We start from the raw sequence: 21,681 nt of genomic DNA on the forward strand, positions 1-21,681 counted from the left end.
GGTCCCTGCAAACCCCTTTGGCACATAAAGAAAAAGGCCCCGCGAGGGACCTGTTTTCGGTTTTGCACTGTGCAAGTGGCGGAGAGGAAGGGATTCGAACCCTCGAGACGGTTCCCCGCCTACACACTTTCCAGGCGTGCGCCTTCGACCACTCGGCCACCGCTCCATCGGGCGGGTTCTAGCCGCAGGAGGGCGGGGTTTGCAAGGGGGAGATTGCACCCCACTGCGGGAAAAGCTGGGGTTGTCTCTCAAGGGACGATTAATGCAAGGTTCTGTCGGGAATTTGTTACCACTGCCGCTTTTTGGCATTTTGATGACGGATCGCTTTTGTAACGCTGATGTGCGGGCAAAAGACATAAGCAGGAGCAGCCGTGACGGAGCATGACTTCATAATCATCGGCTCAGGCTCTGCCGGGTCTATTCTGGCAGACCGTCTGAGCGCAAACGGTCGCTACCGTGTATTGATTCTAGAGGCAGGTGGTCGAGGACGTAGCCCATGGATCGCCCTGCCCCTTGGCTATGGCAAAACCTTTTTCGACGACCGGGTAAACTGGAAATACGAGTCCGAGCCGGAAGAAGCACTGGACGGGCGACGAGGCTATTGGCCCCGCGGCAAAACCGTGGGCGGATCAGGCGCGATCAACGCATTGGTTTATGCGCGCGGATTACCGCATGATTTCGATGATTGGGAGGCCGCAGGCGCCACCGACTGGGGATGGAAAACTGTGCGCCAGACCTATGAGGCCCTAGAGACACAGGTTGCACCAGATGGAACACGACGTGGTAGCGGGCCGATTACGGTTCAGGATGTGTCGGACCAAATCCATCCGGTCAATCGTCATTATTTCGCAGCAATAGACGAGTTGGGATTGCCGCGCACGGAGGACATAAACGATCCCTCCGGGGAAGGTGGGGCCGTCTATCGGATCAACACAGCTGGCGGTTTGCGAAATTCCTCGGCCCGAGCCTGTCTCAGACCAGCACTGAAGCGCAGCACAGTGACACTGGTGACCCATGCCCTGGTCGAGCGGATCGAGTTCGACGGCACGCGCGCGGTAGCGGTGCATTATCGGCGGGGCACGCAGGCCCATGTGGCGCGCGCCGGGCGCGAGATCATTCTGAGTGCGGGGGCGGTCACTTCGCCACGCCTGCTGCAACTGTCGGGGATCGGCCCGGTGGATCTGTTGCGCAGGCATGGCATCACGCCTCTGCTGGATGCGCCGCATGTTGGCGGAAATTTGCAGGACCATCTGGGGATCAATTACTATTTTCGCGCGACGGAACGCACGCTCAACAACGATCTGGCACCGTTCTTTGGCAAAGTGCGTGCAGCGTTGCGCTTTGCGTTTACGCGGCGCGGGCCCTTGGCGCTGTCGGTCAATCAATGCGGTGGGTTCTTTCGATCCCGCCCCGGTCAAAATCGACCTGATCAGCAACTCTACTTCAACCCAGTCACCTATACGACCACGCCTGAGGGCACGCGCTCTGTGGTGCGGCCAGACCCTTTTCCAGGGTTCATCATCTGTTTTCAACCATCGCGCCCGACCAGCCGGGGCCGGATAGATATCAGCGGCCCTGATCCAGAGGCCCCACCGCTGATCCAACCCAATTCGCTGGCATCCGAAGAAGACCGTGCACAAGTCGTGGCCGGAGGGCGGCTCTGTCAGAATCTGATATCCACAAACGCCCTGAGCGGGCTGGTTGAAAGCGCGATGTACGAGGATCTTCGTACAATGGACGATGCAGCAATCCTCGCTGATTTTCGCAAACGCTGTGGCACGGTGTTTCATCCAGTGGGAACCTGCCGGATGGGAGAGAGCGCAGAGCAATCGGTGGTCGATCCGCGCCTCAGGGTGCATGGGACCACGGGGCTGCGGGTGGTCGATGCCTCGGTCTTTCCCAATATCACCTCTGGGAACACCAATGCGCCCACGATGATGTTGGCGTGGCGGGCGGCGGATCTGATCCTCGAGGACGCCTGATCCTCACCCGAAAACACAACAGGGCGGAGAAATGCCAGATTTTAACGTGTAAAGACTGGTTTCGACGATTGTCACGTCTCGGGAAATTCCCGATACTCTGGCCGAAAGCACACCAAGGACAGGCCATACGGTGACCCCAAAAGATCACGATACGCAGCACAGCGCAAACACATCGGAATTACAGCGCATCCGCACCGTGGCTCAGATCATTATCGCCTTTGCGGTGGTCTTGTTTCTGTTGGTACAAGCCAGATTTCTGCTGATTTCACTGGCCACTGCGATCATCCTATTCAGTCTGACCTCGGATGCGATCAATTCCATCGCGCGGCTGCGGCTGGGGCCGGTGCGGATTCCCAACTGGCTGGCAAGCATTGTGGCCCTCTTGCTGATCTCTGCGGCGCTGCTGAGCCTCTCGGCGGTGATCCTGTCGCAGCTCAACACAGTGCTCTCGACCACGCTGGCCTATACAGACCGGGCCCCGCAGGCGATCTCGGCCATGGTGGCTTGGCTGGGGCCGGATGCTGAAAAGGCGGTGTTCAACGCGGTCTCGACTCTGGACGTGGCAGGCTATCTGCGCACCCTTGCCGGGCAGGCTGGTGGCATCATGCAGGGCACGGTTCTGGTGATCCTCTTTGTAGGCTTTCTCTTTGCCGAACGGATCTGGTTCACCACTAAGCTCGAGAGCCTCTTTGGGGACGCCAAACAGGCCGAACGGGTGGGACGGATTGTCAATTCGATCATCCACCGAGTGAACTATTACCTGCTGGTCAAGACCCTCGTCAGCGTGGTCACGGGACTGATGGTATATGGCGTCGCGCGCTTCTTTGCGCTTGATCTTGCGGGGGCCTTGGGCATTTTGACTTTCGTGCTCAATTACATCCCCTCAATCGGGTCGATTGTGGCGACGGTGCTTGTGGCATTGGTGGCCTATGTACAGCTGGCCGATGGCACCATGGCGCTGGTGATTTTCCTGCTGGTGGGGATGATCCAGTTCACGAACGGCAATGTCATCGATCCGATGTTGATGGGGCGTGCGTTACGGGTATCGTCCTTTGGCATTATCATCAGCCTCGCGTTCTGGGCGGCGGTGTGGGGAATACCGGGAATGTTTCTGGCGGTTCCGATCATGGTCGCGCTGATGATCGTGTGCAGCCATGTTCCGGGCTTCCGGGCCATCGCCGTGCTTTTGTCACGCGAAGGTTTGCCTGAAACCGACCGGGATCTTGATGCTCCGGCGCGGCGTCGGGGCTGACACTTAGGACTGCTGCAAAGCAGACCCTGACGCATGTCTTTTCGGAAATCCCGAAACCACCTTTCAGCGCCTAAAAAAACCGGACCACCATTCCGGCAAATTCCTTGCCCCAAGGCGCAACGCGCCGCATTGCTCTGGGGAAAGGAGTCCATGTCATGCCCATAACCCACCTGAAAACTGCCCCCGGCGAGCCCGAACAGACCGCTCAAGATGTGGCTGATACTGTTCAGATCATGCTGACGCGGTTGCGGACCGGCGGTGCGCAGGTGGCGCTGGAATATGCCCGGCAACTGGACGGCTGGCAGGGGGCCATCACCGTCACTCGTGCCGAAATTGATGCAGCATCCGCGCGCGTGCCGCAGTCGCTCAAGGACGACATCATTTGGGCGCATGACAATATCTCACGCTTTGCCGCCGCCCAACGCGCCACGGCGCAGGACATGGAGATTGAACTGCGTCCTGGCCTGCGTGCGGGTCAGCGCCAGATCCCGCTTCAGGCGGCGGGATGCTATGTGCCCGGCGGCCGCTATAGCCATATTGCGTCTGCGCTTATGACCATTGCCACGGCCCGCGAGGCGGGGGTGGCGGACATTACTGCCTGTTCCCCGCCCTGCGGCGATCAAGGCATTCCTGATGCGATGCTCTTTGCCATGGATCTGGCCGGGGCCACGCGTATTCTGACCATTGGCGGGGTGCAGGGCATCGCCGCCATGGCCTTTGGTCTTTTTGGCGCGCCGGCGGCTGATATTCTCGTTGGCCCCGGCAACGCCTATGTCGCCGAGGCCAAGCGGCAACTGTTTGGTCCCATCGGCATCGACATGTTCGCAGGCCCCACCGACAGCCTGATCCTTGCCGATGACACAGCTGACCCCGAAACCGTTGCCGCCGATCTGGTCGGACAGGCTGAACACGGGGCCAATTCTCCGGTATGGCTCGCCACGACGCATCTGCCCTTGGCCAAAGCGGTGATTGCCCATGTGCCCGCCCTCATCGCCAGCCTGCCAGAGCCTAACCGCAGCGCCGCCACTGCCGCGTGGCGCGATCTGGCGGAGGTGGTGCTCTGCGACACGATTGAGGATATGGCGCAATATGCTGATACAAAGGCCCCAGAACACCTGCACGTTCAGGCCCGAGATCTGCCATGGTGGCGCGACCGCCTGTGCGCCTATGGCTCGCTCTTTCTAGGCGAGAACACGACCGTTGCCTTTGGTGACAAGGCGGCCGGTCCCAACCACGTCTTGCCCACGTCCGGGGCTGCGCGCTATACAGGGGGGCTTTCGGTGCACAAGTTCCTGAAGACCGTTACCTGGCAAGAGGTGGACGATCGCGCGCTTCCCGATCTGGCGCGCGTCACTGCCAGCCTGAGCCGCGCCGAACGGATGGAAGGGCACGCCCGCAGCGCCGATATCCGCATGCCCCCCGCACCCGCTGCGGCAACCTCAACAGGCTAAAGACCCAAATATGAAAACCGTTGGCATTCTGGGGGGCATGGGCCCCGAAGCGACCATCCTCCTGATGCAAAAACTGCTTGGCGCAGTGCCCGCACGCGACGACAGCGATCATATCCCCCTCATTGTGCACCAGAACCCACAGGTGCCCAGTCGCATCAAAGCACTGATTGAGGGGACCGGAGAAGACCCCGGACCGACCCTGGCCCGGATGGCGCGCGATCTGCACGCAGCCGGGGCGGAGGCGCTTGCCATGCCGTGCAATACCGCCCATCACTACTCACCCGTCGTAGTGGCTGCCACGCCCTTGCCCTTTCTCAACATGCTCGACCTGACGGCGGCCTCATTGGCTGCGCAGGGCGCAGACCGCGTGGGTCTTTTGGCATCACCGGCCACTCGTCTGGCAGGGGTGTTTGACGCGCCATTCGCCGCGCATGGGCTAACGCCGCTGTTTTTGAACGACGACAGCCGCCTTCTCGGGATCATCCGTGCCGTAAAGGCAGGTGAGGCCGCAGCCGTCCTAAAACCCCGCCTCGCACAAGAGGCGCAGGCACTCTTGGTCCAAGGGGCGGATCACCTGTTGGTCGCCTGTACGGAATTGTCCCTTATGACGGACGCCTTGCCGGACGAGGTGCCCTATACCGACAGCCTTGATTGCCTCACACAAGCGATTGCAGCCTTTGCACTCAACTGAGCGTGCCCGTGCGACTGTTTCAGCCATCCAGATGTAGATAAACCCGTCGGTTCTGTCGGCCTTTCTTCTCGAACTTACCCAGTCTGAGACGGCCGATTTCGCCGGTTCGCGCCACATGAGTACCGCCGCAGGGCTGCAGATCGACTTGATCCGTCCCCTGCCCGATCCGCACCAGACGCACGCGCCCCGATCCCATAGGCGGAGCCACGGACATGGTCTTGACCAGCCCCGGATTGGCGCGCAGCATGTCATCGGTGATCCAGTCCTCGGTCACAGGCAGGTCGCGATCAACCAACTGGTTGAGATAGTCCTCAAGCATGTCTCGGTCGGTCGGGGCCTCAGGCATATCAAAATCGAGACGACCACGCCCCTCGGAAATAGCCCCACCCGAAACCGGCAGGGGGATCACCACCGACAACAGGTGAAGGGCTGTGTGCATCCGCATAAAGCGATGCCGCCGGGGCCAGTCAATCACCTGTTGCAATGTGGTGCCGATGGGCGGTAAGGCCTGCGGCTCGGACGCCACCAGCGCGATTTGGTCGCCTTCGGTCTTGACTGCCGTCGCAATCGGCAGGGCGCGCCCCTGCCACATCAACCGACCGCTGTCGCCCGGTTGCCCGCCACCGGTGGGATAAAAGAGGCTCTGATCCAGCACCACACCGCCTTCGGGTGTGTGGGCTATTACAACCGCGTTGGCCTCGGTCCGATAGGCGTCTTGCCGAAACAGGAGTACGCTCATCGCCCGTCTCCGCCGCCGTCGCCGTCGACATCGCCGTCGGTCAGGCCAGCCGGAGCGTTGCTGGTCTGGGCTTCGGGGTTCACCGGGCGCCCTTGGGGCATGCTGGCCGCATTGCGAAACCAGACATCCTGTTGCGGGAAGGGAATTTCGATGCCCTCTTCGGCAAAACGACGGGCAATTTCATGGTTCATGTCCGATTTGACGCTCGAGACCCAATTCACATCCCGCAGGATCGCGCGGATCTCGAAATCGAGCGAGCTGGCGCCAAAATTCTGGAACAGGATCGTTGGCGGCGGCTGCATCAAAACCATCGGATGCGCCTCGGCCACCTCTCGCAGGATCTTTTCGACACGGCGGGTATCGGTCCCATAGGCCACACCAACAGGCACAATGACCCGGCCAACGGTGTTGCCGCGCGTGTAATTCGTGACTGTTCCGCTCACAAAATCGGCATTTGGAACGATAACATCGGTCCGGTCAAAGGTCTCAATCCGGGTGGACCGCACCGAGATTGAGCGCACATAGCCATGCTGGCCGCCCACCTCAATCCAGTCACCTTCGGAAATCGGTCGCTCAATCAACAATATGATGCCAGCGACAAAGTTGGAGACGATGTTTTGCAAGCCAAAACCGATGCCGACCGAGAGTGCACCCGCGACAATCGCCAACGAACTCAGATCAATTCCCGCACTTGTAACCGCGATCAGCGCAGCGAGGAAAATTCCGACATAGCCAACCCCCGACACGATCGCATTCCGTCCCCCCATATCGAGCCGGGTTTTGGGCAGGATCGAATTCTTGAGCGTGCCCTGAATGAGCCGTGTGATGAGATATCCCACGGTAAATACCACCGCGAGCGTGAGAAACCCGGTCGGTGATATGGTGATTCCGCCAAAGCTGACCCCTTGGGTAAAATGCAGCCATGCTTCGTGCAATTGCGCGGGTCGAGCGCCCCAGATGAGAGCAAAGATTGGCACCGAGGCCAGCACGAAAACAAAGCCCAGAAGCACGGGAAAGAGCGAATCCTCTGCACTCTTCGCATTGCCCCGCAGCATGATGTAGACTTCGGTCAAAACGCGCTGCAACAACAAGAGCGCCGCAATCATCATCAGCGACAAAAGTGCGGGCAGCATCATCGCCTCGGCGGCGGACATATAGCCAATGGCCGAGAGAAGCGGTGCAAAGATCGCCAGCGCCCAAAGCGCCCGCGCCAGAATCCGCACCAGCTTGCTGCGGAAGGTCTGTTCGGTTTCGGACTCGTCCGATTGCGGACGGCTGTGGCGCATCAGCAGTTTGGCCAGCCTCAACAAGAGCAAAGAAGCCAGCACCATCATCGGAAAAATCAGGACATTCCGCGCCTCTTCGGACCAACCAAACCCATCCGCCAAATCACGAACGTAGGCAAAACCCGCCACCACCAGCCCCAGCATGGCGCCACAGAGCCGTCCCGAGTAACGTTCGGCGCTCTCAAGCGACAGCAGCGGCAATTGCAGATCATCGCGCGGAAATATGCGCAACGCCAGCCAGCGCGCCAACAGAAAGATGAACACGGCAGAGGGGACAGAACTCACCACCAAGTTGCCTTTGGGCCCCAAAACTCCGGCAATGGTGGCCGCAGAAACCAGCGCCATGACACCAAGATAGGGCAACAGCCATTCACCCAGAGATATCGCAAAGGCTACAAGCTGGCGGCCAGCAGTGGGTGCGCTCGTCAGCACACGCGCAGACAGTCGCGTCGTCCAGAAACGCCCCCGCGACATCAGCACGAGGCCTAGAAAACTCAGCAAAAACACGCCCGGAAGATTGTCGGTAAAACGGCCGCGGCGAAAAGCACTCTGCCAATTTTTCACGGTCTCGCCGCGCACGGTTTCAGCCGCTCGGTAGAGTGTCTTGACGGCTTCTGGCCAGTGTAGCGGATTAACCGGCGACGGTCCCAGCCGCAACAACGCCTCGGTCTGGCGGTCCCGGATCGCGCCATCTATGCTGGCAACCAACACCTCTGCGCGACTACGGGCGACATCCGCGAGCTTTACAGGGGCTTCCAACCGCGTAAGACGGCGTTGCAGCTCGTCACGCTCTGCCGTGATGTTTTCGGGTTCCTCACCGCTCTCGGGGGTTGGCCCCAAGGCAGCAATCTGATCGCGGACCGTTCGGATCGCTGCCGCGTTGCTGTCCTGCGCGATCACAAATTTCTGCCGCCAGTCATTGATCTCGCCGCGCAGGCTTTCCAGTTCCTCGGTCGTCGTCTCGCCTTTGGCAATTGTCTCATCCGCGCTGGCCGCAAGTTCCCCCCAAGCGACGTAGTCCAATGCATCGGGCGAATGCTGCCCCTGCGCCAGCACCGTTGACGGGTGTAGAACAACACCCCCAAACGCGAGACAAACAATCAGACAGAGTTGCCGCAGGACACGTGTCACTCTGCGAAAACTCCCGGAATCGAGCGCGGCGCCTGATCCAGCCATTCGGGCGCGGGCAGGTTATTGGCACGCAGGAATTCGGGATTGAACAGCTTGGACTGATAGCGCGTGCCATAATCGCAAAGGATCGTCACGATGGTATGGCCCGGCCCCATTTCGCGGGCCATCCGCATGGCCCCCGCGATATTGACGCCTGTCGACGCACCCATGCACAGCCCCTCGTGCTGCAAGAGGTCGAACACGATGGGCAGCGCCTCGGAATCGGGCACCTGACAGGCGAAATCTGGGGCAAACCCTTCGAGATTGGCGGTAATACGCACCTGACCGATGCCTTCGGCGATGGACGAGCCTTCGCTCGCCAATTCGCCCGTAGTATAGTAGGAATAGAGCTTGGCGCCCATTGGATCAGCGATACCGACCTTGACGCCCTTAGGCTGCAACGCCATGCCAACGCCCGCCAGCGTGCCGCCCGACCCCACCGCGCAGATAAACCCGTCGACCTTGCCGCCGGTCTGATCCCATATCTCGGGTCCCGTAGTTTCGATATGGGATTGACGGTTTGCGACGTTGTCGAATTGATTGGCCCAGATCACGCCATTGGGTTCGGTTTTCGCCAGTTCCGCTGCCAAACGCTCGGAATAGCGTACAAAGTTATTCGGATTTGAATAGGGCGCGGCGGGCACCTGAACCAGATCGGCCCCGGCAAGGCGCAGCATGTCCTTTTTTTCCTGGCTTTGGGTTTCCGGAATGACGATCACTGTCTTGAACCCAAGCGATGCCCCGACGAGGGCAAGACCGATACCGGTATTGCCAGCCGTGCCTTCGACAATCGTGCCGCCGGGTTTCAGATCACCGCGCGCGATCGCGTCACGGATGATAAAAAGCGCGGCACGGTCCTTGACCGATTGGCCGGGATTTAGAAACTCGCATTTGCCCAAGATTTCACAGCCGGTTTCCTCGCTGGCACGACGTAGACGAATAAGGGGCGTGTTCCCCACGGCTGCGGCCAGATCCTGTGCAATGCGCATCTCTTATGCTCCTGTGGTCAGAGTGTAATTTCGGTTTAGGCGCTAGAGATATGGAACTCAAGCAGATGCGCGCAGCCTTGCACGTTCACGCTCAAGCCAGAGCAGACTGAGAACGAGCGGCCCATTATTGGCCTCGCCGGTTTGAACCAGCGTCATCGCGCGCGCAAAATCAATCACATGGGTTCGAATATCCTCATGTTCGGTGGCCAACCCGCCCTGCCTCTTATCGGTATCGGGCAAATCGCAAATTCCAAGGAAAAGATGGAACACCTCTGTTGAGTATCCGGGCGTGCAGTAATGGGATGAAATCGGCTCTAACTCTTGCAAATTCAGCCCTGCCTCTTCCCGGCATTCACGGAGCGCAGCCGCCTCCGGGGTCTCCCCGCCGTCGATCCGCCCAGCCACCGGTTCCAGCATCCATGGCAGCGGATCACCGCGGCCATAGGGGCCCATGCGGAATTGTTCCACCAACAAGACCCGGTCACGGATCGGATCATACGGCAGCACCAAGGCGGCGTCGGAGGCCACGAACACCTCGCGCCGGATCGTGGCGCTGAGCGTGCCGTCAAAACGCGGGTGGCGCAACGTATAGGCGCGGGACAGAAAAAACCCGGCATAGGTGATTTCGCAACCGACTTCCTCTACCGTGTGGGCCCCTGTCGCGCTGCGCAGATCGGCAGGCACGGACGTGGTGGCCGCGACCCGCGCCCCGGCACGCGACAGGATCATGGGTAAACGGCTGGCGAAATCCCCAATCGGAACCTGGTCCTTGAGGCATATGATCTCTTGCACTGCATGACTCAGAATCCGCGCATATCGCCTGCCCCAAGCCTCGGAATCCCAGGCAAGGCACCCCGGCTGCCCGGGAAAAACCTGCGCTGCACAGGGCCTGCCACCACACGATACGGTAAGGGGCTGCGCCGACCCCAAGCCAAGAGCCCCGGCCACGAATACCAGAGTTTTGACCATCCGGGGGTCGTCCACCAGCAAGCCATCGACGGCCCCCGTCCCCGGCGCCAGCCCCGCCAAGGGCAAGGGGACGTCAGCGCAAGTGATCTGCACCCCTTCGGCCCGCGCCTCAGCAGCAACGGCAACACAAGAAAAGGCATGAAGAACGCAGAGGTTGGCCAAGGGACCATAGACAAAGACCGGGGGCATCACGACCACCGACGCGAAATCCACTCCGATATGACTCCGACCACAATCCCACCCGTGACAAGCAACCCTATCAGCGGGCCGTTGATCATCACGCTGCCATAGTCGACGATCAATTCAAACATTGAGGTCAGCCCCTCGATCACCCCATCATAGCGATTTTCGAGCGCCCGTTTCAGCATTTCATTCAGGCTCTGGAGGAAAAGCGCCCAAAACACCAACGCGCCCGTTCCGGTCAGCCCCGCGCTGAACCCTTCAGCATAACCGAAACCCAACCTTGTGCCGGTTACCCGCCAGCCACAAATCGCCCCAAGCACGACGTTAACTTCGTTGAACCATCCGAAATTCGTATCCGCAGGCATGAGCGGTCTAAACATCTCTGATCCGAACCATCCCAAGACCCCAAGGCCGATCGCTGCGGCCAGCCGTCCGGCAGTGGGCATGTGATCTGTAACTGGCATCTATCCGGGCCTTGCGATGGTAATCTGCGTCACATCGCAACTACCCCCTTTAAAGGCCCCCGCGCAAGAGGTCAGGTAGAAATTCCACATCCGGCGAAACCGCTCGTCAAAGCCCATCTCGGCGATTTGATCCCATTTATCGTTAAAGCTCTGATGCCAGAGGCGCAGGGTCTGACTATAGCTTTGGCCAAATTCAATTGACCGCGCAACGCTCAGCCCGGCGCGTTCGATCTCGGCTCGCAAGACCGTAGGACTCGGCAGCATGCCTCCTGGAAAGATGTATTTCTGGATGAAATCAACATCGGTTCGATAGCTTTCCCACCGCATATCCCCGACCGTGATGATCTGGAGCGTGGCCCGCGCACCAAGGTTCAGACGTTCACGCAAGCTATCAAAGAAAACTGGCCAATAACGTTCCCCTACCGCTTCAAACATCTCGATACTGGCAATTCCGTCATAGGTGCCCCGCTCGTCGCGGTAGTCCTGCAATTTCAGCGAGACCCGATCAGACAGCCCGGCCTGAGCGATCCGCTCGCTCGCGTATTTCAACTGTTCTGCGCTGATTGTAAGACCGGTCACGCGCAAGCCACGCTCCTTGGCGGCATATTCGGCAAACCCGCCCCACCCACAACCTATTTCCAGAACATGATCGCCGGGCTTGACACCCATCTGATCAACCATACTGGCGTATTTGGCGATTTGTGCCTGTTCATGACTGTTTTGACCCGGCTGAAAGAGCGCACTGGAATAGGTCATCGTGTCGTCCAGCCAGAGGCTATAAAACTCATTTCCCAAATCGTAATGATAGCTGATATTGCGCCGCGCTTGGGTCTTGGAATTGCGCTTGAACCAGAACCGGATGCGCTCGTAAATTTGCGCCACACGTTGACCGGGATAGCCACTGTAGATCCCGTCATTGTCATCGTTGAGCAGGTCCATAAAGGCCTGAAGATCGGGCGTTGACCAATCCCCATCAAGATAGGCCTCACAAAACCCCAGATACCCCTCGCGCACCAGCCGCGCAAAGACGTCCGCGTCATGTATATCAAGCTCCGCCACCGGTCCGGGACGTCGCCCCTCGGCGCGAAACACACGACCATCGGGCAGGCGGATATCGAGCCGACCGGATTCGATATGACGGGCAACGTCAAAGCAGCGGGCGAAATAGCGTGGCAGGCCAGTCTGGCCATTGGTATCGGTCAGAAACATGCGATCTGTCCCTTTGTCTTGAGATATTGCAGCAAGCGTCGTGCCAGCGGTTAGGGCGTTCATCTATCAAAACCCCCTGTTTTCATAAGCGTTGAGCGCGCGCTGCCGACCTCGGGCAAGATCCACCAGCCGGGCCGGATAGGGGCATTTGGGGTCCAATCCCCAACTGCGGGGAATGGCGTCGAAATAGGCAAGGGCCGAGGCAGGCGGCCGCGATTGCCCCTCGGCGATCCAGCGACGGGTATAGATGCCATCAGGATCAAACTTCTCAAGCTGAGTTTCAGGATTGAATACCCGAAAATACGGCGCGGCATCCGGTCCACAACCCGCCACCCATTGCCATCCCATGGCATTGCTGGCCGGATCCCAGTCCGTCAGGCAATCAGCGAACCACTCAAGGCCAATCTTCCAATGGGTCATCAGATGCTTGGTGAGGTACGAGGCAACGATCATGCGTGCACGGTTGTGCATCTTGCCCGTCACATACATCTCGCGCATGGCGGCATCGACAAAGGGTTCGCCGGTGCGGCCCTGCTTCCATGCAATCACCTCTGGATGATCCGCGTCAGTGGCCCACGGAAACGCATCCCAATCGGAACGCCAATTGCCCGTCAGGATGTGGGGCGTGTGATACATCAGATGATACGCAAACTCGCGCCAGACCAACTCTTTGAGCCAATGCTCGGCCCCGGTAGCCCCCTGATGCAATGCCCTCTGCCCGGCATGCCAGCATTGCCGCGGCGAGATTTCCCCGTAAGTGAGGTTTTCAGACAGGTTGGATGTGGCATCTACCGCCGGGACATTTCGCGCATCCTTGTAATCCGCGATAGCACCATCGGCAAAGGCGTGCAGCCGCTCCGTCGCGGCGGCCTCGCCAATGCGTTGGTAGGGCAGGCAGACCTCAGCGCCGCGCACCATGCCTGCGCCCATCCTCCAGTCATCGAGACGGTCACTGGTGGGCCAGCTGTCCGGGGCGGGAATGTGCGCCGGTGCCTTGATCGGCGCGGCCACCTCTCGATCCTTCACCGCGCGCCACATCGGGCTGTAGACGCGGTAACAGCCGCCGGTCTTGGTCTCGACCGTCCACGGCTCAAACATCAGATGTCCAGCATGGCTTTGGGCCTTGATGCCCTCCTCTCGCAGCGCGGCTTTCACCACCTTGTCGCGTGCAATCGCGTCAGGCTCGTAGAGCCGTGACCAATGCACCGCCCCTGCCCCGGTCTCTGTGACAAGCGCACGCAATTCCCCAAGCGCGTCACCCCGGCGCAGGATCAGGCGACTGCCTCGCTCGTCTAGGCTGCGCTCCAGTGATGCCAGTGACAATCCAAGACGCCACTTCGGGGCCGCGCCCAGCCGATCAACACTTTCATCATGGATGAAAACGACAATTACCGGCCCGCCGTCCGCCAAAGCCGCGCAGAGCGCCGGATGGTCCGCCAGACGCAAATCGCGCCTGAGCCATACGATAGAAGGTGTTTTGTCCGTCATCCCCTGCCTCGATCTTTGCTGGGTATACGGGCCGTCCGCGCGGACGGATCAAAGAATATCATCCAGTGCGGTCAAGAGTTTGTCCACCTCGGCGCGGGTCGTGTAATGCACAAAGCTGAGTCGCAAAACACCGCGCCCGGCATCCACACCCATCGCCGCCAGAGGCCGCACCGCATAGAAATCGCCACCGCCGGCCATAATGCCATGTTCGGCCAGTTCCGCCGCCGCCCCTTCCCCGCACCGATTCAGCGCGACCGCCACGGTCGGAGCCTTTTGCGTGGCATCGGTCGGACCTAATAGGCGCGCGGAATTGCGATCCTTGAGAAAATCCAGAAGCGGCTGCAAAAGCGCTGTCTCATGCGACCGCATGAGATCATGCACACCCGCCGCGCGCGCGACAGGATCACCTGACAATCCATGATGTGCTGCCAGATCGTCGATATAATCTGCCATTCCGGCGCTTGCTGCGACTTGGGCATGATCGGGGCCTGCGGGCGTAAAGCGCTTATAGAGCGTGTCCGCGTTGAAATAATGCGCCTGATTGGGCAGCAAATTACCCAACTCGCGCCGGATCACCATGACGCCCTGATGCGGGCCATAGGTTTTATAGGCGGAAAAGAGATAGATATCCGGCCCCATGCCCCCCACGTCGGGCAGGCCGTGCGGAGCATAGCTGACGCCATCGACACAGACAAAGGCCCCTGCCGCATGCGCAAGCGCCGTGATCTCGACCACCGGGTTGATCGCACCCACCACGTTCGAGCAATGCGGGAAACACACCAGCCGCACCCGGTCATCGAGCAGGTTTTCGAGATCCGCTGGATCAAGCAAGCCGGTCTCGGGATTGATCTTCCATTCGCGGACCTCAAAACCCGCATCCGCCAACCGCCGCCACGGCCCGGAATTAGCCTCGTGATCCTGATTGGTCACGACGATAGCATCGCCCGGCTCCATCCATTGCCGAAAAGCCTGCGCCAGAACATAGGTGTTCTGCGTGGTCGAGGGGCCGAAACTCAGCTCATCGGTGGCCACACCCATCATCGCTGCCAGACGCGCCCGCGCCTCGTCCATCTCCGCGCCTGCCAGACGGCTCGCCTCGTAAGGTGCATAGGGCTGCACCTTACGCTGCCTGTAATACCGCTCCAGCCGGGCGATCACAGGCGCACAGGTATAAGAGCCGCCCGCATTCTCAAAGAACGCCTGCCCTTCAAGGCTCGGCTCGGCAAAGGCCGGAAATTGTGCGCGCACGAAATCGATGTCGAGTGTCATCTGTGTCCCCCTCGTTTTTTCCGCTACAAAACAACAAAGCCCCCCGACGCGCAAGCGCCGGAGGACGGCCCGTGGAACATTAGTCTTAGGTTGTTCACAGGATTGTTCTCTCGCTCTGTAAGCCGCGAAAGATCGCCCAGCACATCACCAGCAGCACCAAGGTAAAAGGCAACCCGGTCGAGATCACTGCCGACTGAAGCGCTGCCAGCCCACCGCCGATCAACAGAACGATGGCAACAGCACCTTCAAAAGTGCACCAGAACACGCGTTGCGCGGACGGTGCGATCACCTTGCGGCCCTCCATCGCCGTGCCAGCTAGAGAGCTGGAAAAATGGCTCATGGGCTCGGACACCCCAAAGAACATGAGACCAATGCCCATGCTCGCCGCAAGATCCGGCAGGGCCACACACTTGGCGCGGCCGTCAGCCTCACAGGGTCAAGGGCAGATCACAAAGGGCGAAATTTGCGCGCTCTCGCGGCCCCAACAAACTCAAACTTAGCGCCATTACCCATCAGGACACACCGACGAAGCACAACCTGACCATCGAATTCAATACACGTTACCGACATTCAATGTGTCGCTTAAGGATGATTCCTTTCAGGATCGCCCGGTGTGTTTCGCCGTGAAATCCATTTCAGTTTCTCTGCGCAGGGTGTCAATCACATTGAAGCCCGATCCGAAACAGACCCAATTCATCCCGACGCGGGTCGTAAATTGTACTTTGAGCGCCGTATTCCCCGCTCGATACTTGGCACATGACATGGGAAACTGTCGCGAGGGGGAAAAGGCCAGTTTCAGAGCCATGAAATGACCCCGCTCACCCGATATGGAACAGGGGAAAGTCATAGATGAGTATCAAGCCACCATTTACCGATCTTGAGATCAAAACCGCACCACAGGGCTTTTATGAGGGCTATAGCCTGCCCATTGCACTGATTTCCAAAACCTCAATGGCACTGCTGGTGGTCTGGGCCTTGATCTGGCCGCTCAACGCCAATGCAACACTGTCCAGCCTCAACTGGTCGTTGCTGGAGGGCTTCAATACCTTCTATATTCTTGCAACGGGCATGTTCGCATTTTTTCTCTTCATCGTGGCGCTGCTGCCTGCCACAGGAAAACGGATGATGGGGCGCGAAGGTGAAAAGCCGGAGTTCTCTAATTTCTCGTGGTTCTCGATGATGTTTGGCGCAGGCTTGGGTGTGGGGCTTATGGTCTTTGCCACAGCTGAGCCATTGGGCCTCTGGGGATCGAACCCGGAGACCGTCTCTGGCAATGTGGTTGGAAACACGGCCGACGGTGTAACGGCCGCCTATCGTTATACCTTTGCGCATTACGGCTTTCATGCGTGGGCGATCTACGTCGTAACCGGCCTCAGCCTTGCCTATTATGCCTATACGCGCGACATGCCTCTGACGATCCGGTCGGCACTGACACCGCTTCTCGGGCGCACAGCCAATGGGCTGTTGGGTGATCTGGTGGATATTCTGGGCGTAGTGGCCACCATTCTGGGCGTCTCGGTCACGATCGGCTTTGGCGTGTCCCAATTCGTGGACGGCGTCTATGCGGTCACCGGCATGAACTGGCTTATGAATGCCACGGGAGAAACACCGAAACCCTCGACCGTTGGCCTGATTGCGGCCCTTCTAGTGATTATGGGCATGTCGATCCTGTCGGCGGTCTCCGGTGTGGGGCGCGGCATCAAGTATCTGTCCAACATCAATCTCGTGCTGTCGATGTTGCTTTTGCTCGTCTTCATCGTCTTTGGCTCTTTTGCTTTTGCGATGACCAAATATGCGACTGCGCTCGCAGATTACATCCTGCACTTCGTATCGCTGTCCTTCAACGCCTATGGACCGCTTTCGGTTGACTCCTTTGCAGCCGCCTTGCCAGCGGATGCAGCCCCTCTGGCAAGCGATCTTTTTGGCGGCGCGACTAATGCCTGGGGCAGCTTTGAAGGCTTTACCGGCGGGCTGGCCGGGCCTGCGGCAGATCTGCCAGAAGCCACCAAAATTGCCGCTTACGAGGCGGGTGCCCAAGGGCGGCTCTTTGGTTGGCAGGCAGGTTGGACGACGTTCTATTGGGCGTGGTGGATTGCCTTCTCTCCCTTCGTCGGCCTCTTTCTGGCGCGCATTTCCAAGGGCCGCACGGTGCGGGAGTTCATCCTTGGTTGTGTCATCGCACCGGCACTGGTCTGCTTTGCCTGGATGACCATTCTCGGGGCCACTGCGATCGACCTAGAGCTCAGCGGCGTGGCGCAAGGGGCCATCATCGGGGCGTCCAACACCAACAAGCTCTTTGTCACGCTCGGCTTTATGATCGATGGAGGGTTGCTTACGGGTGTCACCATTATGTGCGTGGTGCTGATCATGACCTTCCTCGTGACCTCAGCGGACTCGGGCATCCTTGTGATGAACACGATCATGTCGGGTGGTCAGGCGGAAACCGGCGTCAAGCATCGGATCATCTGGGGCATAATCCTGACGCTGGTGATCGGCGCGCTGATCATTGCGGGCAATTCCGGCGCTGCCGCTGATCCGTTCGAGGCGCTGAAAAACGCCATGATCATCGGCGCCCTGCCCTTTGCCATGGTGATGGTGCTGATGGTCGTGGCGCTGGCCAAGGCGCTCTATCGAGACAACCTGCGCGAAAAGCATGCGGTGGTCGCCGGTCAACCGGCAGAATAATCTCCCAATAGACTGAACAAGATGACGCCGCGCCCTCGCGCGGCGTTATTGCTTTTGCGAGATGCCGTCCCGATAATGAGCCAAGACATAAAGCCGGATCGCCGTGGCCAGACCCGTTTCGATCCCGCGCCCTGCATCAATCTCTGCTGCCAGAACGTTCAGCGCCACGGCTTTTTCCTCAGCAATCTCGCGAAAGGCCTGCCAGAACGCATCCTCGAGTGACACGCTGGTACGGTGACCACGCAGGGTCAACGAGCGTTTGATGGGGCGCGCGCTCATCGGAGAGGGAGATTGGGGGCGCTGCCCCCGTCCCGGATAGGATCCGGGACTCCCCCGAGATATTTATGGCCAGATGAAACCGCCATCACTCTTGGTCCCGGCGATGCTGGTCGAGCGCGCTGCGCGCCTTGTCCGCGTCGGCCTGCTCCCGCATCTTTTGCGCCTTGGTGCGCCCAAAGCGCGCCGCATTCTCATCGGCGCGGGCCTTTTGCGCGGCCCGCGCCCTTTGCTTGCGCACCCGGTTCAGATTGACCGGGCCCGCGCTCATTTCGGGCCGATCATGTCTTCGGGGCGCACCACGCGGTCAAAGGTCTCGCCATCGACAAAGCCAAGGGCAATCGCCTCTTCACGCAGCGTCGTGCCGTTCTTATGCGCGGTCTTGGCGACCTTGGTGGCATTGTCATAGCCAATGGTGGGCGCCAGAGCTGTCACCAGCATCAGACTTTCCTGCATCAGCTTTTCGATGCGCGGCCCATTGGCCTCGATCCCGTTCAGCATCCTCTCGGTAAAGCTATCGGCGGCATCACCCAGAAGCTGCATGGATTGCAACAGGTTATAGGCCATCATCGGGTTGTAGACATTGAGTTCGAAATGGCCTTGGGAGCCGGCAAACTTGATCGCGGCATCGTTGCCCATGACATGCGCGGCCACTTGGGTCAGCGCCTCGGCCTGGGTGGGGTTGACCTTGCCGGGCATGATCGACGATCCCGGCTCGTTCTCGGGCAGAATGAGCTCACCCAAACCCGAGCGCGGGCCGGAGCCGAGGAAACGGATGTCATTGGCGATCTTGTAACAAGAGCCCGCGACCGTGGCCAAGGCCCCGGACATGAACACCATTGCATCATGCGCCGCCAGAGCCTCGAACTTGTTGGGCGCGGTGACAAAGGGCAGACCGGTGATCTCGGCCATATTGGCGGCGACGGTCGTATCCCAGCCCTTGGCGGTGTTCAGACCGGTGCCGACGGCGGTGCCGCCCTGTGCCAGTTCATAAATACCGGGCAGGCAGGCATTGATCCGGGAGATGCCCTGCCGGACTTGATGCGCATAACCTGAGAATTCCTGTCCCAGCGTGAGCGGCGTGGCATCCTGCGTGTGGGTGCGGCCAATCTTGATGACGTCTTTGAACTCTGCCGACTTGCCCTCAAGCCCGGTCAGCAGCTTGGCAAGACCCGGCAAAAGCACATCGCGCGCCGTCATGGCGGCGGCGATATGCATGGCAGTCGGGAAAGTATCGTTCGAAGATTGGCCCATGTTCACATGGTCATTGGGATGCACCGGGTCCTTGGAGCCGATCACGCCGCCCAGAATTTCAATCGCGCGGTTGGCGATGACCTCATTGGCGTTCATGTTGGACTGGGTGCCCGATCCGGTCTGCCAGACCACGAGCGGGAAGTTATCATCAAACTTGCCCTCGATCACCTCTTGCGCTGCATGGATAATGGCATCGGCCAAACGCGCTTCAAGCTTGCCGCTGGCCTTGTTGGCAACCGCACAGGCCTGTTTGATCACGCCAAGCGCACGCACGATGGCGATAGGTTGTTTCTCCCAACCGATCGGGAAATTCAGGAGCGAACGCTGCGTCTGCGCCCCCCAGTATTTGTCGGCTGGCACCTCAAGGGGCCCAAAGCTGTCGGTCTCGGTGCGGGTGGCGGTCATGGCAAAGCCTTTCGTGACAAGATTGACCTGTTCATACCGCAGCTGAGCAAAATATCAATACTGTATACGACGGAATACAAAGGATCGCACACACCTAAACCGGCCTCAGTTTACTTACGGAAACTGTCGAGGCTGACCACCTCTGCCTTGTTCGGGCTTGGATCATCATCCGTCGGGTCGGTGTCGTCGAGATCCTCGTCATCCTCGTCGACCTCTTGCGTCTCGAACCGCAGGCCAAATTCCACCGATGGGTCTACGAAAGTCTGAATCGCGTCATAGGGCACATAGAGCCGCTCTGGCGCATCACCGAAATTGAGGGTGACGGCAAACCCGTCATCGGTCACCCTGAGATCGTCATACCAATGCTGCATCACAACCGTCATTTCAGACGGGTAGCGTTGCTTGAGCCAATCCGCGAGCTTTGCATCGGGATGTTTGGTGTCGAAGGTGATAAAGAAATGATGCGCCCCCGGCAAACCCTCAGCCTGCACCTTGGTCAATACCTCTTGGATAAGGCCACGCATGGCACGGTGCATCAGGTTTCCATAGTCGATTGATCGAGACATCTTTTACCTCGGGGAATTGCTGCACTCCAGCATAGGGGATTCTAAGCAAAACAAAAGACCTGCAATGCGTGGCTCAGATCAAAACATAAACGGCCCCGGCAAGGGCCGCCATGATCGACAGAACCAACAGCATCGACAGGCGAAACCCCAGTAAAAGCACAGCTGCAAGCCCGACAAACGAGGCATCCAGCAACGAGAACGTGCCGAAATCCGGGCGCGGCCCGAATCCGGTCATCGTCACCCGATCAAAGAACACATGCAGCGCAAACCACACTGAGAGGTTCAGGATCACTCCCACGACCGCCGCCGATATCCCAGCCAGAGCCCCCTTGAGTCGGGGGCGGGCAAGAATGCGTTCGAGATAGGGCGCGCCGGTGAAAATCCACAGAAAACAGGGAATGAACGTGACCCAGAGCGTGAGCAATGCGGCGATCACCGCCATCCCTGCCCCACCCTGCGCAAAGCCAGCCAGAAGGCCCACAAACTCGGTCACAAGGATCAACGGCCCCGGCGTGGTCTCGGCCAGTCCGAGCGCGTCAATCATCTCCGCGGTGGAGAGCCAGCCCTTGGTCGCCACCACTGTTTCGGTCATATAGGCCAGCACTGCATAAGCACCGCCAAACGTAACCACAGCCAGCTTGCTGAAGAAAAGCGCGAGATCGGCGAGGAAAGCGGCCTCTAGCCCCCAGGCCAAGAGCACAGGCGCTGCCCAGAGGGTGCCCCATGTCAGGGCGGTTGCGAGGGTTTGGGCAAGTGGCACCGGGGCTGCGGTCACAAGACCTGCCTCAGATGCGGTTGCACGCTGCGACCATCCCCCCCAAAGCGCCGCCGCCGCGATGATCAAGGGGAAAGGCACCGACAAAAAGAACATCGCGACAAAGCCCAACCCCGCCAAAACCCAACTGTCTGCGCGTTTGAGCGCGCGGCGTGCCAGATTAAGCAGCGCCTGCAGCACGATCACCACCACCGCCGCCTTAACGCCCAAAAACACCGCCTGCACCAGCGGCAGATCCCCGTAGATGGCATAGCCGAGCCCCAGTGCGAGGATCACCATGGCCCCCGGCAGCACAAAGAGCAGCCCCGCGATCATGCCCCCCAAGACCCCGCGCAGCCGCCAACCCGCATAAGTGCAAAGCTGCATCGCCTCTGGCCCCGGCAATAGCATGCAAAACGACAACGCGCCTAGAAATTGCTGCTCATTCAACCAGCCACGCCGTTCGACCAACTCATCATGCATCATCGAGATTTGCGCGGCAGGCCCGCCAAAGCTAAGCAGGCCGATGCGGCCAAAGCTGTGAAACAGATCGGAAAGGGTCGGCGCGCTCATACACCTTTGTCGCCTGACACGAGGAG

General features: G+C 59.6%; 18 protein-coding genes, 1 tRNA gene and 1 pseudogene. 5 read left to right on the forward strand and 15 right to left on the reverse strand.

All coding sequences use genetic code 11. The features are described from left to right. Window positions 1–76 precede the first annotated feature (76 nt). Window positions 77–166: transfer RNA gene (locus ACN0SW_RS06990), tRNA-Ser, on the reverse strand. 205 nt (window positions 167–371) lie between these two features. Here ACN0SW_RS06990 and ACN0SW_RS06995 point away from each other — a divergent pair. The 4 genes from ACN0SW_RS06995 (at window position 372) to ACN0SW_RS07010 (ending at window position 5,376) form a co-directional block, all read left to right on the forward strand. Continuing rightward, the gene (locus ACN0SW_RS06995; protein ID WP_417727204.1) at window positions 372–1,982 is read left to right on the forward strand and encodes a GMC family oxidoreductase; all 1,611 of its coding nucleotides are present in this window, start codon (window positions 372–374) and stop codon (window positions 1,980–1,982) included. A gap of 196 nt (window positions 1,983–2,178) precedes the next feature. Then, window positions 2,179–3,234, forward strand: coding sequence for an AI-2E family transporter (locus tag ACN0SW_RS07000; RefSeq protein ID WP_417727431.1), 1,056 nt, complete (start codon window positions 2,179–2,181; stop codon window positions 3,232–3,234). Between the two features lie 155 nt (window positions 3,235–3,389). Then, window positions 3,390–4,685: a histidinol dehydrogenase gene (hisD, locus tag ACN0SW_RS07005; RefSeq protein WP_417727205.1), complete on the forward strand. Its 1,296-nt coding sequence runs from the start codon at window positions 3,390–3,392 to the stop codon at window positions 4,683–4,685. A 10-nt stretch (window positions 4,686–4,695) separates the two neighbouring features. Beyond that, window positions 4,696–5,376 carry an aspartate/glutamate racemase family protein gene (locus ACN0SW_RS07010; RefSeq protein WP_417727206.1) on the forward strand — a complete coding sequence of 227 codons (681 nt, stop codon included), beginning with the start codon at window positions 4,696–4,698 and terminating at the stop codon, window positions 5,374–5,376. A gap of 19 nt (window positions 5,377–5,395) precedes the next feature. Here ACN0SW_RS07010 and ACN0SW_RS07015 read toward each other — a convergent pair whose 3' ends face one another. From ACN0SW_RS07015 to ACN0SW_RS07055, 9 genes and pseudogenes are all read right to left on the reverse strand, one after another. Continuing rightward, complete coding sequence (locus tag ACN0SW_RS07015; RefSeq protein ID WP_417727207.1) at window positions 5,396–6,115, reverse strand: alanyl-tRNA editing protein; 720 nt, start codon at window positions 6,113–6,115, stop codon at window positions 5,396–5,398. Further along, window positions 6,112–8,532, reverse strand: a complete 2,421-nt coding sequence (locus tag ACN0SW_RS07020) for a DUF3772 domain-containing protein (RefSeq protein WP_417727208.1) — start codon at window positions 8,530–8,532, stop codon at window positions 6,112–6,114. Before ACN0SW_RS07020 ends, ACN0SW_RS07015 begins: the two co-directional genes overlap by 4 nt. Next, window positions 8,529–9,560: a cysteine synthase A gene (locus ACN0SW_RS07025; protein WP_417727209.1), complete on the reverse strand. Its 1,032-nt coding sequence runs from the start codon at window positions 9,558–9,560 to the stop codon at window positions 8,529–8,531. The genes ACN0SW_RS07020 and ACN0SW_RS07025 overlap by 4 nt, the downstream gene beginning before the upstream one ends. A gap of 57 nt (window positions 9,561–9,617) precedes the next feature. Further along, window positions 9,618–10,742 carry an NUDIX domain-containing protein gene (locus ACN0SW_RS07030; protein ID WP_417727210.1) on the reverse strand — a complete coding sequence of 375 codons (1,125 nt, stop codon included), beginning with the start codon at window positions 10,740–10,742 and terminating at the stop codon, window positions 9,618–9,620. After that, on the reverse strand, window positions 10,718–11,176 hold the full coding sequence (locus ACN0SW_RS07035; RefSeq protein ID WP_417727211.1) for a TrgA family protein: 459 nt from the start codon (window positions 11,174–11,176) through the stop codon (window positions 10,718–10,720). Before ACN0SW_RS07035 ends, ACN0SW_RS07030 begins: the two co-directional genes overlap by 25 nt. Further along, window positions 11,177–12,385 (reverse strand): class I SAM-dependent methyltransferase, encoded by a 1,209-nt coding sequence (locus ACN0SW_RS07040; protein ID WP_417727212.1) that lies wholly within the window; start codon window positions 12,383–12,385, stop codon window positions 11,177–11,179. Window positions 12,386–12,451: 66 nt separating this feature from the next. Further along, window positions 12,452–13,873 (reverse strand): cryptochrome/photolyase family protein, encoded by a 1,422-nt coding sequence (locus ACN0SW_RS07045; RefSeq protein WP_417727213.1) that lies wholly within the window; start codon window positions 13,871–13,873, stop codon window positions 12,452–12,454. 48 nt (window positions 13,874–13,921) lie between these two features. Continuing rightward, window positions 13,922–15,142 carry an aminotransferase class V-fold PLP-dependent enzyme gene (locus ACN0SW_RS07050; RefSeq protein ID WP_417727214.1) on the reverse strand — a complete coding sequence of 407 codons (1,221 nt, stop codon included), beginning with the start codon at window positions 15,140–15,142 and terminating at the stop codon, window positions 13,922–13,924. Between the two features lie 94 nt (window positions 15,143–15,236). Beyond that, a pseudogene (locus ACN0SW_RS07055) lies at window positions 15,237–15,473 on the reverse strand (BCCT family transporter); the annotation flags it as partial. Window positions 15,474–15,991: 518 nt separating this feature from the next. Between ACN0SW_RS07055 and ACN0SW_RS07060 the strand changes: the two are divergent. Next, entirely contained in the window at window positions 15,992–17,827 is a 1,836-nt protein-coding gene (locus ACN0SW_RS07060) for a BCCT family transporter (protein WP_417727215.1), read from the forward strand. A gap of 45 nt (window positions 17,828–17,872) precedes the next feature. Here the strand turns inward: ACN0SW_RS07060 and ACN0SW_RS07065 are convergent, their stop codons facing one another. The 5 genes from ACN0SW_RS07065 to chrA form a co-directional block, all read right to left on the reverse strand. Beyond that, window positions 17,873–18,106, reverse strand: a complete 234-nt coding sequence (locus ACN0SW_RS07065; protein WP_417727216.1) for a ribbon-helix-helix domain-containing protein — start codon at window positions 18,104–18,106, stop codon at window positions 17,873–17,875. A gap of 85 nt (window positions 18,107–18,191) precedes the next feature. Further along, entirely contained in the window at window positions 18,192–18,374 is a 183-nt protein-coding gene (locus ACN0SW_RS07070) for a DUF4169 family protein (RefSeq protein WP_417727217.1), read from the reverse strand. Further along, the gene (gene fumC / locus ACN0SW_RS07075; RefSeq protein WP_417727218.1) at window positions 18,371–19,762 is read right to left on the reverse strand and encodes a class II fumarate hydratase; all 1,392 of its coding nucleotides are present in this window, start codon (window positions 19,760–19,762) and stop codon (window positions 18,371–18,373) included. The genes ACN0SW_RS07070 and fumC overlap by 4 nt, the downstream gene beginning before the upstream one ends. Window positions 19,763–19,872: 110 nt before the next feature. Then, a complete protein-coding gene (locus ACN0SW_RS07080) occupies window positions 19,873–20,328 on the reverse strand; it encodes an SspB family protein (protein WP_417727219.1) in 456 nt (151 codons plus the stop codon). 73 nt (window positions 20,329–20,401) lie between these two features. Beyond that, window positions 20,402–21,655 (reverse strand): chromate efflux transporter, encoded by a 1,254-nt coding sequence (gene chrA / locus ACN0SW_RS07085; RefSeq protein ID WP_417727220.1) that lies wholly within the window; start codon window positions 21,653–21,655, stop codon window positions 20,402–20,404. Window positions 21,656–21,681 lie beyond the last annotated feature (26 nt).

It is taken from the genome of Roseovarius sp. (assembly GCF_048262375.1).
GTDB lineage: Bacteria > Pseudomonadota > Alphaproteobacteria > Rhodobacterales > Rhodobacteraceae > Roseovarius.